The sequence below is a fragment of the Empedobacter sp. UBA3475 genome (assembly GCF_002378465.1).
GTDB classification, from domain to species: domain Bacteria; phylum Bacteroidota; class Bacteroidia; order Flavobacteriales; family Weeksellaceae; genus Empedobacter; species Empedobacter falsenii_B.
Map to the genome: position 1 here is coordinate 1 of NZ_DFRA01000051.1, position 15,686 is coordinate 15,686.

Below are 15,686 nucleotides of genomic sequence, written 5' to 3' on the forward strand. Positions count from 1 at the left end.
TCCGATCTCGATTGTAAATACTACGCTCAATTTTACAACTTAACGCATTAGGAAGATTTCGAAATAAACGATTTTCACTATCAATACCCATAAATTTAGCTGTTAAGACAAGATTTATGAGTTATAAATCAAAAAGTTTAGGTCTTCTACGTTGATAAATTAAAAGTGTATCTGTGGATATTTTCGTAGAACTTATAATATTCTTTCATAATTTGTAAGTAAGTTGTTCATTGTAAATGTTTTGTGCTTAAAACAATTTACTGATTTTCAATCAAATGAACAACTTTATTATTTAGTAATCAAAATGCACAACGGGTAAAACTAATATTTTTAATCATAATTTTGATTTAAGTTTTGTAAAAAATCAGCCATATCCTCAATTCGTAATTGCAGCTTACTCCCTACTTTAAGGCAGGATGAAGGCAACATAGTGGCAGTAGAGTGTATACAATACTTTTTTTGGACGGTTGAAAGTTGACAGCAATTCGTCTAAGTTCCCGATACTAAAATCAGAGATTTTCACTCGAACTGACGAAAAGTACAATTGTTTTTCAAGAGTTTTAATTTTGTTGACAGTTCGAGTTGAAAAAAAATGGTGAATCATTACACTCGAGTTTTGTATTTTCACTGTATGAAATGATTAGGCGGTGAATATTTGCTGAATCAAACAAATAGGCAGCGGCTACTTTTGGGTTATGGGCTCGGGAGAGGTTTCGAGAAGCGAAATAAATTAGTAACTAATCTATACTTTCATAATCTTTTTTATCGAGTTGATAATCAATAAACGATACTTTTCTGAGCTTCGCATTTCGTTTTGGAATAATAGGGTAACCTTTGGCTTCGGCAAATACTTTTGTGAATTTTGCGCCGAAATATAGAATTGTTGCAACATAATAAATCCACAACAAAAGAATAACCAACGAACCTGCCGATCCAAAAATGGTAGAATATTTGGAGTTTGCGATATAAATACCAATTAAATATTTTGCAATAAAGAATAGAATCGCCGTAAAAAACGCTCCTACAAAAGCTTGTTTTGCTTTGATACGTGCATCGGGAAGAATCTTGAAGAGAATATAAAATATCAAAATCGAGATTGAAATACTCAATGTATTATTAAGAAGAATAACTGTGGTCTTCGTCATAATGGTATCGAGTTCGAAAAGACTGAAAATTTCTTCTCCAAAACTCATTAATATACTATTTAATATTACTGTTGCTATTAAAACTATTCCTAATGAAAGGATAATCAAAAATGAAAGCCCTCTATTTATTACAAATTTCAACCAAGCTCTACGAGGAACTGCTTCGACACGCCAAATAAGATTGAGACTATCTTGCATATCGGTGAACATTGTTGTAGAACCAAAAATCAAAATTCCGATACCTATATATAAAGCAAGCGAACTATCTCCTGAAATGGTAGAATTTGTAACAAAATTTTGTACAGCTAAAGCGACATCTGGACCAACAATATTTTTAAGCTCATAAAACATTCGGTTTTCGATAGCATCTTTCTTAAAGAATAAACTTGCACTGGAAATTACAATCAGAATTAATGGTGAAAGTGAAAACAATGCGTAATAAGTTAACGAAGCGCTCAATTTCATAATTCGGTCCTCACCAAATTCAACAATTGTCTGTTTTAAAATATTAAAGTAGAATTTTAGTTGCTTCATTAAATTAATTACTTTAGAGATTAAAGATACAAATTCATAAAATCTATAACAAAAAAAAGACCATTCGATGAATGGTCTTTAAAAAAATATATTAAATCTTAGCTTACACTAACATTGTAACAGGATTTTCGATGTACATTCTTAATGTTTGTAAGAATTGTGCACCTGTTGCTCCGTCTACTGTTCTGTGATCACAAGCTAAAGATAATTTCATTGTGTTACCAACTACAACTTGTCCGTCTTTTACAACTGGTTTTTGAATAATTGAACCAACTGATAGGATACAAGAGTTTGGTTGATTGATAATCGATGTGAATGATTCGATTCCAAACATACCTAAGTTTGAAACAGAGAATGTTGATTTTTCCATTTCATCTGCTTTTAATTTGCGATCTCTTGCACGACCTGCATAATCTTTGACCTCAGCAGAAATTTGAGCAAATGATTTTTGATCTGTATTTTTAACAACAGGAACCAATAAACCATCTTCTACAGCAACTGCCACACCGATATTGATATCTCCATGTTGAATAATTTCTGTATCTGTCCAAGTAGAATTAACAGCTGGATGTTTGCGTAAAGCCATTGCACATGCTTTCACAATCATATCGTTGAATGAAATTTTCGTATCAGGCACTGAGTTTAATTGTTTGCGCGCAGCAATCGCATTATCCATATCCAACTCTACATTTAAGTAATAATGAGGAGCTGTAAATTTAGATTCAGCCAAACGTTTAGCGATAACTTTTCTCATTTGAGAATTTGGAATCACTTTATCTTCTCCAGAAACAAAAGTTTGAGCTGGTTTAACTGATTCAGATTTTGCTTCCGCTTTTGGTTGAGCAGATGGTTGATAATTTTCGATATCTTTTTTCACGATACGTCCATTATCACCAGAACCTTTCACCTCTGCTAAATTAATTCCTTTATCTTTTGCAATTGTTTTTGCTAATGGCGATGCAAAAATACGATCAGAAGAAGAAGTTTCTTCAACCTTATTATTTACATCTAATTGTACAACTACTGGTTTTTCGTCATCAACAACTTCTGTAGAAACTGCTGGTGCAGCAACTTTACCTCCGTTTGCTACAATTGCAGAAACGTCAGTACCAGCTTCACCAATAATTGCTAAAACAGAATCTACTGGTGCAGGCTCGTTCACTTTAGCTCCTTGATATAATAAAACACCATCAAATTCTGATTCGAATTCTTGCACTGCTTTATCTGTTTCAATTTCTGCTAAAATATCACCTTCCGCAACTTGATCTCCAACATTTTTGTGCCAAACAACTACAGTTCCTTCTTCCATTGTATCAGAAAGACGAGGCATTGTAATTACTTCCACATTTGCAGGAATTTCTGCAACAGGTTTTGCTTCTTCTGTTTTTGTTTCGCTGGGAGTTGATTTTTCTTCTTTAACTTCAGTCGTAACTTTTGCTCCACCCCCGATTAAACCTGAAATATCTTCTCCTTCATTTCCGATGATTGCTAAAACTTCATCAACATTTGTTGACACTCCTTCTGCAACACCTTGATATAATAATACTCCATCAAATTCTGATTCGAATTCTTGGATTGCTTTATCTGTTTCGATTTCTGCTAAGATATCACCCTCAGCAATTTTATCTCCTACATTTTTGTGCCATTTTACAACAGTTCCTTCTTCCATTGTATCGCTTAAGCGAGGCATTGTAATAATTTCTGCCATGGTTTTTAGTTGTTTTCGATTTTATCTAAGAATGGATAATTTTCTTCTGAATAGATATAATCATACATTACGTGTTCTTCTGGATAGTTAGAGTTTTCTGCAAATTCTGCACATTCTTCTACCATCACTTTTACTTCATCAATAATTGCATCTAATTGTTCTTTAGTTGCCCAATTGTTTACTAAGATATGATTCTCAACATTCAAGATTGGATCTTCTTGTTTGTACTCTTCCACCTCTTCTTTTGTACGATAAGGCTCAGCATCAGACATAGAGTGACCTCTATAACGATATGTACGTACATCTAAGAAAGTTGGTCCATCTCCACGACGCGCTCTTTCAATAGCTTCGTAAGCTGCTTCTGCAACTTTTACAGGATCCATACCATCTACAGGCATACAAGGCATTTCGTATCCTAAACCTAATTTCCAAATATCTTCGTGGTTAGCAGTACGAGAAACAGAAGTTCCCATAGCGTATTGATTGTTTTCGCAAACAAAAACAACTGGTAATTTCCAGTTCATCGCCATGTTAAATGTTTCATGTAATGTACCTTGACGAGTTGCGCCATCTCCCATTAAACAGATTGTAACACCATCGCGATTAAAGAATTTATCACCAAAAGCGATTCCTGCTCCTAATGGAATTTGCCCACCAACGATTCCGTGTCCACCATAAAAATTATGCTCTTTACTGAAAACGTGCATAGATCCTCCTAAACCATGAGAAGTTCCTGTTTCTTTACCACATAATTCAGCCAAAATACGTTTTGGGTCTACACCCAAAGCCATAGGCCAAACGTGACAACGATAAGCAGTAATCACATGATCTACACCAGGTTTCATTGCATGAATAAAACCGGCTGGTAAAGCTTCTTGACCATTGTATAAATGTAAGAAACCTCTAATTTTTTGCTTTAAATATAATGAACGACACTTATCTTCGAAGCGACGCCAAAAAGTCATATCACGATACCATTGTAGGTACGTTTCTTGCGTTAATTTTTCCATAATTGCACAATTCCGTTGGAACAAATTTAAACTAATCTATTTAGTGTACAAAATTGCTACCCTAAAAATTCGTCAGTAAAATGTAATGGAAGCAAATCTTTAGCAGAATTTATCACCAAAACATCACCTTCTTTTCCAGATAAAATAATTTCGATTGGTTGCGATTGTTTCTTTTCAATCTCTAAAATATATTGTCGACACATCCCGCATGGAGGCAATGGATAATTGACATTTGGCGTAGAAACAGCCAATTTTTCAATCTTAATATTTGGGAAGTTTGCATTTACATAAGCCAATAAACCTCTTTCGGCACAAGTTCCGACTGGATACGAAGCATTTTCTTGATTTGAACTCGAAAAAATTTCTCCATTTTCTAATTGAACAGATGCACCAACATTGAAATTAGAATAAGGCGCATATGCATTCAACGAAATATCATAAGCCTCTTCTACTACTTTTTTTTGTTCTGCTGCAAGCTCAGATTTACTCTCGAATCGTTCAAATTCAAAAGAATATTTTTCTTTTTTCATATAGAATTTACACCAAAGTGTATTATTTAATTAATTATTAAATACTTAAATCCTCTCAGCTATTTTATTCAATAGAAAAAGGAAGTAAATTTATAAAAAAATATTTTATGTTAGTGAAAATTTTTGCAAGTGCTATTTTCGGAGTTTCCGCAAAAACAATTATTGTGGAAGTTAATATTGATCAAGGTGTCGGGTATCATTTGGTTGGTTTGCCCGATAGCGCAATAAAAGAAAGTAATTTTAGGATAAATGCTGCACTAAAAAATTCTAATTTGAAATTACCTGGTAAAAAAATCACGATTAATATGGCGCCAGCAGATTTACAAAAAGAAGGTTCTGCCTATGATTTACCAATCGCAATTGGAATTTTAGCAGCTTCGGAGCAAGTAAATTCTGAACAACTCCATAAATTTATAATGATGGGCGAATTATCGCTAGATGGTTCACTTCGACCTATAAAAGGTGCATTGCCGATTGCAATACAAGCAAAAGAAGAAGGTTTCGAAGGAATTATTTTACCCAAACAAAATGCAGACGAAGCAGCTGTTGTAGAAGGAATCGATGTTTTTGCGGTTAATAACATCAGAGAAGTTGTTGATTATTTTAACGAAGAAATCATTTTACAACCTCATCAAGTTAATTTAGATGATTATTTTTTTAGTGAAATGAATAATTATCCTTTCGATTTTGCTGATGTAAAAGGTCAAGAAAATGTAAAACGTGCGATGGAAATCGCTGCTGCAGGAGGACATAACATTATTTTGATCGGTCCTCCAGGAAGTGGAAAAACAATGTTAGCCAAACGAATTGCTTCAATTCTTCCGAAAATGACCGTACAAGAAGCGCTCGAAACAACAAAAATTCATAGCGTTGCTGGAAAATTATCTAACAAATCATTAATTGTAAGTCGTCCTTTTTCTAGTCCACATCATTCTATATCGGATGTCGCCTTAGTCGGCGGTGGTTCTTATCCACAACCTGGAGAAATTTCTTTGGCGCATAATGGTGTTTTGTTTTTGGATGAATTACCCGAATTTAAGCGAACTGTTTTAGAAGTTATGCGTCAACCTTTGGAAGATCGAGAAGTCACAATTTCGAGGGCAAAATTCACTGTGAATTATCCTGCGAGTTTTATGTTAGTAGCTTCTATGAATCCAAGTCCGAGCGGTTATTTTATGGATGATCCAAACAACACTTCCTCTTTAGCGGAAATGCAACGTTATATGAATAAAATTTCTGGACCACTTTTGGACCGAATTGATTTACATATCGAAGTGAATCCTGTTCCGTTTGATGATTTGTCGCAAGAACGTCGTGGCGAAAAAAGTGCTGTGATTCGTGAACGTGTCATTAATGCAAGAAATATCCAGACCAAACGATTTGAAAATACAAAAGTCCATTACAACTCGCAAATGGGACCAAAAGAGTTGGATACTTTTTGTGATTTAGATGATCATTCGAAGCATTTAATCAAAGTTGTTATGGAAAAATTAAATCTTTCTGCTCGTGCGTATGATCGAATTATTAGGGTTGGACGAACAATTGCAGATTTAGATAATTCTGAAACTATTCTTTCAAAACATATTAGTGAAGCTATTCAGTATAGAAGTTTGGATCGAAATCAGTGGATGTGAGTTTAATTATTAATGATGAATGATGAATTATGCGTTATGCAAAAAAAAGGAATCTCTTTCAAGATTCCTTTTCCATTTACTAAAATTCAAATTCACCAACCAAAATTCCTTCGCCGCCAGAATTTGGCTTGTTATTCTGGAAAGTAATCATTTTCTTCACTTGTTTTCCTGAGCTATACATCAAGTAAATCTCTGCCGAAATAGTTGTTGGCCCTGAAATACTCATTTGTCTTTCTCCGAAAAAATTCGTTTCTATTTTATATTTTCCTTTGATCGCTTTTTTTAACATAAATTGTTCTGGTCCGAAACCTTGCGTCACATCCTCACTCATTCGTCCACCAATCGCAGTTGTACGATGTCCGTAAAAACATTTCTCGCCATTTGGATCCGTCACCCACAAATCAATATCGGTCATATCTTTATTCCAATTCATCACCACACGAATATCAACCGGAATATCAACAATGATATCTTTATTAATTTTCGATAAATTCAATTCTTTTCGATGAAGCGAAATCAAATTATTAACTTCAGGAACAATAATCTCCGTAATATCTCGATCACGATTGGCAATTTCTACTGAATAATCATTCGTTAATACTTTATACAGATATTCTAAAGCCGATTGATATTGCTCATTGTCTTGTAACGCCAAGGCATAATCACGATAACTTTGTGCATCAAAAGGTCGCCAATCCAAGACTTTTTTTGTGATAAATAATTCGGTTTGATATTCTTCAATTTCTTTCAATTTGTATGCTAACATTTTATACAATTCTGCATCTTCTAAACCTAGATCTGCAATCGAGCTTAAAATTTTAAGACCAGTTTCTTTTTCTTTTTTCTGAAAGAAAAATGTTGCCACATCAAAATAATAAGCAGGCGTTTCGGCATAATCTTTTCTCAAATCTAAATAAGTTTGATATGGATTTTTAGACGCTTCTATCAACTTCATGTATTCTTTATCCGATTTTACATTGACTATTTTAATTTCCGGAACCGAAGCAGATGTTTCATCCTTCATTTTTTTATCTGCAACAAAATTAGCCGAAGCATAACCTAAACTTCTCGATTCTCTTCTCACTCCATTTGCTGTAACTACCATAGCTTGTTCTGCACTAGATTCCATCTCCATTACAGCTGTTGTTCTAGGCTCTGGCATTACCATATTCACTTGTACAGTCTCTTCTAAATAAGTTGTAGAATCCCCAACAGGTTTTGGATATTTTGGTTTTATATATTTAAAATCTTTCTTCCACCATTCTTTCAATTCCTTTGCTTTCGCAATTGCATTTTTCAACAAATCAGCTTTTCGAGTTTCATTTTGTTCAAAACCTTGTTTCGATAATTTATTAAATTCACTTTGCAATTCCGCTGGTGGATTGATTTTATACTTTACATAATCCGAAACATTTTCCAAAACAATCAAACTTGTGTTCGACGTTACAATCGAAAATTGTTTTCCAATTTCTTCAATTTCTGTTTTATATTGTTCTAGATTCAGTTCTAAATAATTCACTTTACTTTGCGCCCAAATTTTACTAATTTCAAGATTTTGAGTTGCTTTACTCAAATCCAATTCTTTATTGAATTCCACTTTTCCGTTTCGTCCAAACATCATCATTAATTTTGCATTTGGATATTGAGAAATTCCCGAAATCGAAATTCCATTGTTCACATCATTTGTCGAAATTGGGTAAACTTCTCCCGCTGTATTATTGATAATTCCTAAGAATTGAACCGAACTTTCGTTGATTTGTTTGAACGCATTTTCTACAGAATTTTCATTTAGATTGATAAATTTTCCTCCAACTTTTTGCGCAATCATTTTCAAAACGCCATAATTAGAAGTCGGCGAAGATGCAATTGTATAAAAAGGTTTATCTATATTAAAAATATTCGAGCCAAAAGACGAAATTCCATCCGAAAACAATAAATATTCGTCTGCTTTCAGACTTGCTGGAAGAATTTTCGCATAATTTGTTCCTCCATCATATGTCACATTTTCCAAATATTTTTTCAATTCTGACCAATCACCATTTTTAATTTGAAAAAATCTCGATTTTTCCAAAGAAAAATTCAATAACGAAACTTCAATATTTAGATTTTTTTGTTGAGAAATAATTTTATCTAAAAATTCTAACTCTTTTTGATGATTTCGTTTCAAACCACTCAACGAATTATCCCAGATAATTCCAATATTTTTTGACCAAACTTTTGGTTGAGATTTTGCATCAACCAATAAATTCGCATAAAAATAAACCGAACCATCTACATTTTTCTGAACAAAAGATTCTACATTATTCGGCGATTTCGGAAGATTAATAATCAATGATTTTTTAGGTGTAAAATCTGTTTTCGACAAATTTGCTTCATATATATTACTATTTTCCGAAAAATTGAACGAACCATCTGGCGTTTCAATCAATTGTGGTTTTCCAGCAGCATTGTACACTTTTGTTGTCAAATTAAACTTCGCAATTTTTTTCGAAGAATCTAACGGCAAATGATATTGATACGACGATTTATCCAATTTTAATTCTTGGTAATACGATAACTGAATCGTACGTGAACCTTTTGCTGGAATCGGAGAAATACGAGTTCGAAAATTATTTCCTTCTACTTTTTCGATGATTCCAGGGTCGATATTTTGCTTCTGAATACTTTCGAAAACCTCAACCGCACGCACTTTTGTAACAGGAACTGCATTTCGCAATTTTCCATTAATATCAATTGCATATCCACTAACAGTCGTGTTTTCGGGCAAAGGGAAAACTAAATTCCCTTCAAGATTTCGACTTGATGAATTTGTAAAAACTAAAGTTGTTGTCGTTTTGGCCAAATTTCCAAAAATCTCAACTTGCACATCCATCGATTGCAAACTCACAGAATTTTCGTCTGGGCGTTCACCAATTTCGATACGCGGAAATCCGATTCGAATATCTTGCGCATTTATTTTTGTAGAAAAAAACATTCCAACAAAAACAAAGAAAAAAGAAAATAACTTTTTCATATTGTTTGATTTGTAAGTTAGATGCAACAAATTACAAAAAGGTTGGTTGATGTGAAAAAGTTTTAAGTGTTGAGTTGTTAGTTATAAGTTTATTTCAGATTTCCCCTTTTGTCAGAATCACATTTACTTGATTTTAGAATTGAATATTTTTTACAAAAATTAGAAATAAATCATTATATTTGATTGAATTACAATTTATAATAAAATGAAAAACATATTATATATAACGGGATTAGTTTTAATATTAACTTCAATTTTATTAATCTTAGAATTTTCTGATTCTAATAGAATGAGCTTAATTGCAGGAATGATTTTGCCAATAGGATTAGCGTTTAACATTTTAGGTTTTACTTTAAAAACTAATCCACTAAAAGAATAAATTTAATATTCTGCCATAAATATTAAATCGAAAAGCCAATTGCTCTTAGAAACAATTGGCTTTTTGATTTACTTTTTTATATCTATTTTCTCTCGCTCTTTATCTTCACTCACTTTGTAAGCTTTCAAGACTTCGCGAACAATCTTGTGTCGAACAACATCTTTATCATCCAAATAAATAAATCCGATATCTTTTACATCTTTCAATATATTAATCGCTTCACGTAAACCAGATTTTTGTTTTGGTGGTAAATCGACCTGACCAGGATCTCCTGTGATAATAAATTTAGAATTTTTTCCCATACGCGTCAAAAACATTTTCATCTGGGCATACGTTGTATTTTGTGCTTCATCAAGAATTACAAAAGCTCCGTCCAACGTTCGACCACGCATAAATGCTAAAGGCGCAACTTCTATCACTCCTTTTTCTGTATAAGACGAAAGCTTCTCGAACGGAATCATATCTTTCAACGCATCGTACAAAGGTTGTAAATATGGATCTAATTTATCTTTCATATCACCTGGTAAAAAACCTAAATTTTCTCCAGCTTCTACAGCAGGACGCGTCATAATAATTCGGCGAACTTCTTTGTTCTTCAACGCTTGTACCGCCAATGCAACAGCCGTATAGGTTTTTCCCGTACCAGCAGGTCCAATTGCAAAGACCATATCTTTGTTGTAAACAGTTTGTACCAGCTTTTGTTGATTAGGCGTTTGAGGTTTGATGATTTTACCATTTACACCGTGTACAATAATTTCGTCTTCTTTTTTTATTTGAAGCATTTCATTATTATCTTCGGTCATAATGATTTCGAGTTCGCGATCAGATAGTCGATTGTATTTGTGAATATGCTGAATTACTCGTTGCATTTTTTGGTCAAATACTTTCAGAACATCTTCATTTCCAAATACTGTTAACTCTCTTCCGCGAGCAACAATCTTTAATTTTGGATAATATTCTTTGATTCTTTTTAGATGTTCATTATTAGCACCATAAAAATCTTGAGCATTAATTTCGGCTAATTCAATATTAATTTCTGTCAAATGAGATTGTTTTTTTGGTTCACTTACACAAAAATAAAGAATAATAAACAATATATTTGCTAATTATTAGAGAATAGTGGCAATTATTACATTAACATCGGATTTTGGAGTCAAAGATTACTTTGTTTCTAGCGTTAAAGGCGCAATTCTAAAAGAATTGGCCGATGTTACAATTGTAGATATTTCGCATCATGTTAATCCCTATGATTTATCTGAAGCTGCCTATATCATTCGTAATTCTTACGAAGAATTTCCCGACGGAACTATACATATTATTGGAATTAATGCCTTAAGTACGCCTTATCAGAAGCCGATTTGTGCATTAATCAATCATCATTATTTTATTTGTGCAGATAATGGAATTTTATCCTTGATTTGCCAAAAAAATCAACCAGAAGAAATTTACGAAATCACTGCTTATCCAGAAGGAATAGACAGTTTATTTCCAATGAAAAATTGTTTTGTACCAGTTGCATGTCACTTGGCGCGCGGCGGAGTTCCTGCTCTTTTAGGGAACAAACGTACCGAAATGAAGCAATTGAATGAGTTGAAACCAATTTATCGTGATGATAAATATATCATAGGAAATGTGATTTATATTGATCATTTTGGAAATGTTGTGAGTAATATTTCGAAAGATTTTTTCGATGAAATTGCACAAGACAGAAAATATAAAATTTTGCTTCGTCAGAAAGATTTCTCGATGACCGATATTACTGTTATTTATGAGCATTACAACGAAGTTGTACAAGATTTTAACAAAGAAGTGCAAGCTTTTGGACGAACATTGTGTTTGTTTAATTCGGCAGGATTTTTAGAAGTTACTTTATACAAGAGTAATCCAACAATATCAGGAGGTGCAAATCAGTTAATGGGATTAAAGAAAAACGATACAATTACAATTGAATTTGAAAATTAACGCTGAGAAAATTTAGTATTAGAGAGTTTACAATAACTATATGACTTATAATTATTTAATATACAAAGCAATACACGTTATCTTCGTGGTAAGTTACTTTGCTGGTTTATTTTACATTGTTCGTTTGATGATTTATCATACAGAAACGCAACAAATGGAAGAACCAAAAAAATCAATTTTGCAGGATCAATATACCTACATGGAGAAAAAATTATGGAATGTAATTACCGCTCCTGCTTTGGTTATTTTGATTACAATGGGATTGAATATGCTTTACAAAAATCAAGGTTTATTACAAATGCCGTGGATGAAAAGTAAATTAGGAATGATAAGTGTTTTATTAATTTATCATTTTTGGTGCTGGCGAACGTTGAAACAAATCCAAAATAAAGTTTTCAAATACACTTCTGTTCAATTGCGAATGATGAACGAATTGGCGACTATTTTATTATTTGTTATCGTGTTTGCTGTGATTCAAAAAACAGATTTTGGTCAAAATTGGTATTGGTCGATTGTCAGTTTCTTTGGTTGTGGTATACTACTTATGCTTATTGTGCGTTTAATTAATCGTAATAATAAAAAATAACATGTGGACAATCTTCAAAAAAGAGTTTTCCAATTTTTATTTAGGCTTCAACGCTTATTTAGCAACCGCAACATTTGTTATCGTTTCGGTTTTGTTCCTTTGGTTTTTTGATAACGAATTCAATGTTTTCAATACTGGAAATGCTTCTTTAAGTAGTTTTTTCTTTGTTGGACCTTGGATTTTTCTATTCATGATTCCAGCTTTAACGATGAAATTAATCGCAGAAGAGCAAGCAAACGGAACACTATTGTGGTTATTCACACTACCTATAAAAAATAACCAAATTATTTGGGGCAAATATTTAGCAGTCGTTTCAGTTGTTGTTTTTTGTTTACTTTCAACTTTCTTGTTCACTATTACGTTGCAAGAATTTTTGATGCCCGAACAAGAATTAGATTACGGAACAATTTTTTCTGGTTATTTAGGACTTTTCTTTCTAGGAAGTTTATTCGCCGCAATTGGTTTATTTACTTCATCTATTACCAAAAATCAAGTAATGGCTTATGTTTTGGCGGTTTTCTTTTGCTTCATTATTTTTTATGGATTCGAAAGTTTAGCGTCATATAATTTACTTGGTTCGATGGATTTCTATGTTCAAAAAATTGGAAGTTTTACACATTACAACCAGTTTTTGAAAGGAATTATTGACACACGAGATTTACTTTACTTTTTGATTTTGATTGGAATCTTGAATCAAATTTCAATTGTTAATCTTGAAAATAAAAAATAGTGCCATGAAAAAATTAAACAAAAAACATCTAATTACTTTCATCGCATTTATCGCGCTTTTTATCATTGCTCAATTTTTTTATACGCGAATTGACATGACAAAAGACAAACGTTTTACGTTAACTTCTACAACCGAAAAGTTAGTAGAAAATGTAAAACAACCGCTTAAAATTGAAATTCTTTTGGGTGGAGATTTAACAGGTGATTACAGAATTTTGAAGAACGAAATTCAATTTTTATTAGACGAACTTCGCGAAAAAAATAGTAATATTTCTTATTCTTTTGTTGATCCTGTAGATTTAGGACAAGCCGAATTAGAGCAAAATAAATTAGCTCCAGTTCCAATTAAAACAGACAAAGGAATTTTGAATGTTTATCCGTATGCAAAATTAACTTACGGTGACAAATCGACTTATATGGAGGTTTTAGTGAATGACCCTTCTACTCCATTTGAAAAATTAGCATTAGCATCTACTGAAAAATTAGAATATTTATTTGCCGAAAAAATTCAGAAAGCAACCAATTTTGAGCGCAAGCGTATTGGTTTCATTGTTCATCATGACGAATTACCTGAAGCAAATATTCAAGGGTTAGGCTCTGCTTTGTCAGAAAAATATGATGTGGAGATTTATCTAAATCCAATTGCAAACAAATCGTTTTCTTTACAGCCTTCTGATTTCGATAGTTTGAAACGTTTTGATGCCTTGATTGTAGCAAAACCTACATTACCTTTTTCTGATATGGATAAATTGGTTTTGGATCAATATATCATGAATGGAGGAAAAATGATGATGGCTGTTGAAACTGTGGATGCTGAAATGGACTCTATTTTCCGAAGTGGAAAAATCGTTGCTTTTCCAAGAGATTTAAAGTTAAATGATTTCTTATTCAATTATGGTGTTCGTATTCATCCGGCTGTTATAAAAGATATGAATGGTGCACAAATTGTTTTGGCAGATGGCGAAACAGCAGGAAATACAAGTTACAATTATTACAATTGGCCTTATTTTGAGTTAGGAATTAAAGGAGAAGAAAACCCAATTACAAGTTCCATAGATCCTGTTTTATTTCAATTTGCGAATCCGATCGAATTACTGAAAAATCCAAATATCAAACAAACTGTTTTATTAAGTTCTTCTGAACAATCAAGTTTGAAACCTGCTTTAAATTATATTCAATTAAATGAAGTCGAAATCGAGAATCCTGAAGAATATAAAATGGGTAAAATTCCGATGGCAGTTTTGTTAGAAGGTAATTTCAATTCGGCTTATGCTTCGCGTTACGAACGTAAAGAATTTCCGAATTTCAAGCCAAAAACTACCGATGGTAAAATGATTGTCATTTCGGACGGAGATGTTTTAAAAAATGCTTTATGGAGAGGAATTCCAATGCAATTAGGAGAAAATAAATTTTCGGTTCGTCCAGATAATCCAGATGGAAAACCGAAAACATACGCCAACCAAACATTTATAATGAATGCAATGGATTATTTATTAGGTGATACTGATTTCTTGGCTTTACGCAATCGTAAATTAGAAATTCCGTTGTTAAGTGAAACAACTGTTTTACAAGAAAAATCTACGTGGCAAATGATGAATTTACTTGTTCCAACTGCAATTATTGGTTTGTTTGCTGGAATTGGTTTTTGGATTAGAAAGAAAAGATATTCATAATGATGAGTTATTAATTATGAATGATAATTCTTCAATAAGAGTTAGATTCTCATTCATTTTTTCCTTAATGAAAAAACGAATCAAAAAAATCAAGACTTTAAATCTATTTGACTAAAATTAAATTTCATTTCGGAAATGAATTAAATGTTTCGCATTCGCTCACTAATTCATTTTAATCCTTCATTCAATTTAATTTCTTAACGTCATAGATTTAGATGTCATTTTCTTTTAATTATTAATTAGAAGAAAATATAGAATAACAAAATAAGTGCAATAGGGATTGAAGTAAAAATCCTTTTTCTTCAGAAAAAGATTGGAACGAAAAGCCCGCCCGAAGGGATTGCCCGAAAACTAAAAAAACCTCTCAAATTTTGAGAGGTTTTTATATGTAAAGTTGTGACGATTTTACTCTAAGTGCATAAACGCTTTTTTGCTCAAAAGGCGCTCTTCGCTTTCTACGTGGTTATCATCAGGCACACAACAATCCACCGGACAAACTGCCGCACATTGTGGTTCTTCGTGGAAACCTTTACATTCAGTACATTTATCGGGAACAATGTAATAAACCTCATCACTCACAGGATCTTGCACCGCATCAGCGTCAAAAGTTGCGCCGTCTACGTTTACAATTGTTCCGCTAAGAGAAGTTCCATCAGAATATTTCCAATCTACCGCAGCTTCATAAATCGCGTTATTTGGACATTCTGGCTCACAAGCTCCACAATTTATACATTCATCTGTAATAATTATAGCCATTGTATCTGTTTTTTTATTTCCTACATT

13 protein-coding genes and 1 pseudogene are annotated in these 15,686 nt (G+C 32.7%); 6 read left to right on the forward strand and 8 right to left on the reverse strand.

Going from position 1 to position 15,686, the window contains the following annotated elements; genetic code table 11:
* From B3I31_RS14680 to B3I31_RS11245, 5 genes and pseudogenes are all read right to left on the reverse strand, one after another.
* A pseudogene (locus B3I31_RS14680) lies at positions 1-231 on the reverse strand (IS982 family transposase); the annotation flags it as partial.
* Between the two features lie 506 nt (positions 232-737).
* Positions 738-1,679, reverse strand: a complete 942-nt coding sequence (locus tag B3I31_RS11230) for a YihY/virulence factor BrkB family protein (protein ID WP_038337079.1) — start codon at positions 1,677-1,679, stop codon at positions 738-740.
* Positions 1,680-1,782: 103 nt separating this feature from the next.
* Positions 1,783-3,387, reverse strand: coding sequence for a pyruvate dehydrogenase complex dihydrolipoamide acetyltransferase (locus B3I31_RS11235; protein ID WP_125349668.1), 1,605 nt, complete (start codon positions 3,385-3,387; stop codon positions 1,783-1,785).
* Positions 3,388-3,392: 5 nt separating this feature from the next.
* Complete coding sequence (gene pdhA / locus B3I31_RS11240; protein ID WP_125349669.1) at positions 3,393-4,397, reverse strand: pyruvate dehydrogenase (acetyl-transferring) E1 component subunit alpha; 1,005 nt, start codon at positions 4,395-4,397, stop codon at positions 3,393-3,395.
* Between the two features lie 56 nt (positions 4,398-4,453).
* A complete protein-coding gene (locus tag B3I31_RS11245; protein ID WP_038337075.1) occupies positions 4,454-4,927 on the reverse strand; it encodes a cytidine deaminase in 474 nt (157 codons plus the stop codon).
* Positions 4,928-5,034: 107 nt separating this feature from the next.
* On the opposite strand from B3I31_RS11245, the gene B3I31_RS11250 reads away from it, so the two are divergent.
* On the forward strand, positions 5,035-6,561 hold the full coding sequence (locus tag B3I31_RS11250; protein WP_114999055.1) for a YifB family Mg chelatase-like AAA ATPase: 1,527 nt from the start codon (positions 5,035-5,037) through the stop codon (positions 6,559-6,561).
* A gap of 79 nt (positions 6,562-6,640) precedes the next feature.
* Here B3I31_RS11250 and B3I31_RS11255 read toward each other — a convergent pair whose 3' ends face one another.
* A complete protein-coding gene (locus tag B3I31_RS11255) occupies positions 6,641-9,574 on the reverse strand; it encodes a VIT domain-containing protein (RefSeq protein WP_291058682.1) in 2,934 nt (977 codons plus the stop codon).
* A 205-nt stretch (positions 9,575-9,779) separates the two neighbouring features.
* On the opposite strand from B3I31_RS11255, the gene B3I31_RS11260 reads away from it, so the two are divergent.
* On the forward strand, positions 9,780-9,953 hold the full coding sequence (locus tag B3I31_RS11260; protein ID WP_180905924.1) for a hypothetical protein: 174 nt from the start codon (positions 9,780-9,782) through the stop codon (positions 9,951-9,953).
* A 68-nt stretch (positions 9,954-10,021) separates the two neighbouring features.
* Here B3I31_RS11260 and B3I31_RS11265 read toward each other — a convergent pair whose 3' ends face one another.
* The gene (locus tag B3I31_RS11265) at positions 10,022-10,996 is read right to left on the reverse strand and encodes a PhoH family protein (RefSeq protein WP_115001971.1); all 975 of its coding nucleotides are present in this window, start codon (positions 10,994-10,996) and stop codon (positions 10,022-10,024) included.
* Positions 10,997-11,072: 76 nt separating this feature from the next.
* Here B3I31_RS11265 and B3I31_RS11270 point away from each other — a divergent pair, with 76 nt between their 5' ends.
* From B3I31_RS11270 to gldG, 4 genes are read left to right on the forward strand one after another with little or no spacing between them, the layout of a single operon-like run.
* Positions 11,073-11,915: an SAM hydrolase/SAM-dependent halogenase family protein gene (locus tag B3I31_RS11270; protein WP_114999051.1), complete on the forward strand. Its 843-nt coding sequence runs from the start codon at positions 11,073-11,075 to the stop codon at positions 11,913-11,915.
* 40 nt (positions 11,916-11,955) lie between these two features.
* Entirely contained in the window at positions 11,956-12,501 is a 546-nt protein-coding gene (locus B3I31_RS11275; protein ID WP_114999049.1) for a CopD family protein, read from the forward strand.
* A gap of 1 nt (position 12,502) precedes the next feature.
* Complete coding sequence (locus B3I31_RS11280; RefSeq protein WP_219034141.1) at positions 12,503-13,231, forward strand: ABC transporter permease subunit; 729 nt, start codon at positions 12,503-12,505, stop codon at positions 13,229-13,231.
* Between the two features lie 4 nt (positions 13,232-13,235).
* Entirely contained in the window at positions 13,236-14,903 is a 1,668-nt protein-coding gene (gene gldG, locus B3I31_RS11285) for a gliding motility-associated ABC transporter substrate-binding protein GldG (protein ID WP_291058685.1), read from the forward strand.
* A gap of 405 nt (positions 14,904-15,308) precedes the next feature.
* Here the strand turns inward: gldG and B3I31_RS11290 are convergent, their stop codons facing one another.
* Positions 15,309-15,659 (reverse strand): 4Fe-4S dicluster domain-containing protein, encoded by a 351-nt coding sequence (locus tag B3I31_RS11290; RefSeq protein WP_114999046.1) that lies wholly within the window; start codon positions 15,657-15,659, stop codon positions 15,309-15,311.
* Positions 15,660-15,686 lie beyond the last annotated feature (27 nt).

Bases quoted from the DNA above. Each gene is read 5' to 3' on its own strand.
- B3I31_RS11230 (WP_038337079.1), bottom strand. From the start codon at position 1,679: ATGAAGCAACTAAAATTCTACTTTAATATTTTAAAACAGACAATTGTT.
- B3I31_RS11235 (WP_125349668.1), bottom strand. From the start codon at position 3,387: ATGGCAGAAATTATTACAATGCCTCGCTTAAGCGATACAATGGAAGAA.
- pdhA (WP_125349669.1), bottom strand. From the start codon at position 4,397: ATGGAAAAATTAACGCAAGAAACGTACCTACAATGGTATCGTGATATG.
- B3I31_RS11245 (WP_038337075.1), bottom strand. From the start codon at position 4,927: ATGAAAAAAGAAAAATATTCTTTTGAATTTGAACGATTCGAGAGTAAA.
- B3I31_RS11250 (WP_114999055.1), top strand. From the start codon at position 5,035: ATGTTAGTGAAAATTTTTGCAAGTGCTATTTTCGGAGTTTCCGCAAAA.
- B3I31_RS11255 (WP_291058682.1), bottom strand. From the start codon at position 9,574: ATGAAAAAGTTATTTTCTTTTTTCTTTGTTTTTGTTGGAATGTTTTTT.
- B3I31_RS11260 (WP_180905924.1), top strand. From the start codon at position 9,780: ATGAAAAACATATTATATATAACGGGATTAGTTTTAATATTAACTTCA.
- B3I31_RS11275 (WP_114999049.1), top strand. From the start codon at position 11,956: ATGACTTATAATTATTTAATATACAAAGCAATACACGTTATCTTCGTG.
- B3I31_RS11280 (WP_219034141.1), top strand. From the start codon at position 12,503: ATGTGGACAATCTTCAAAAAAGAGTTTTCCAATTTTTATTTAGGCTTC.
- gldG (WP_291058685.1), top strand. From the start codon at position 13,236: ATGAAAAAATTAAACAAAAAACATCTAATTACTTTCATCGCATTTATC.
- B3I31_RS11290 (WP_114999046.1), bottom strand. From the start codon at position 15,659: ATGGCTATAATTATTACAGATGAATGTATAAATTGTGGAGCTTGTGAG.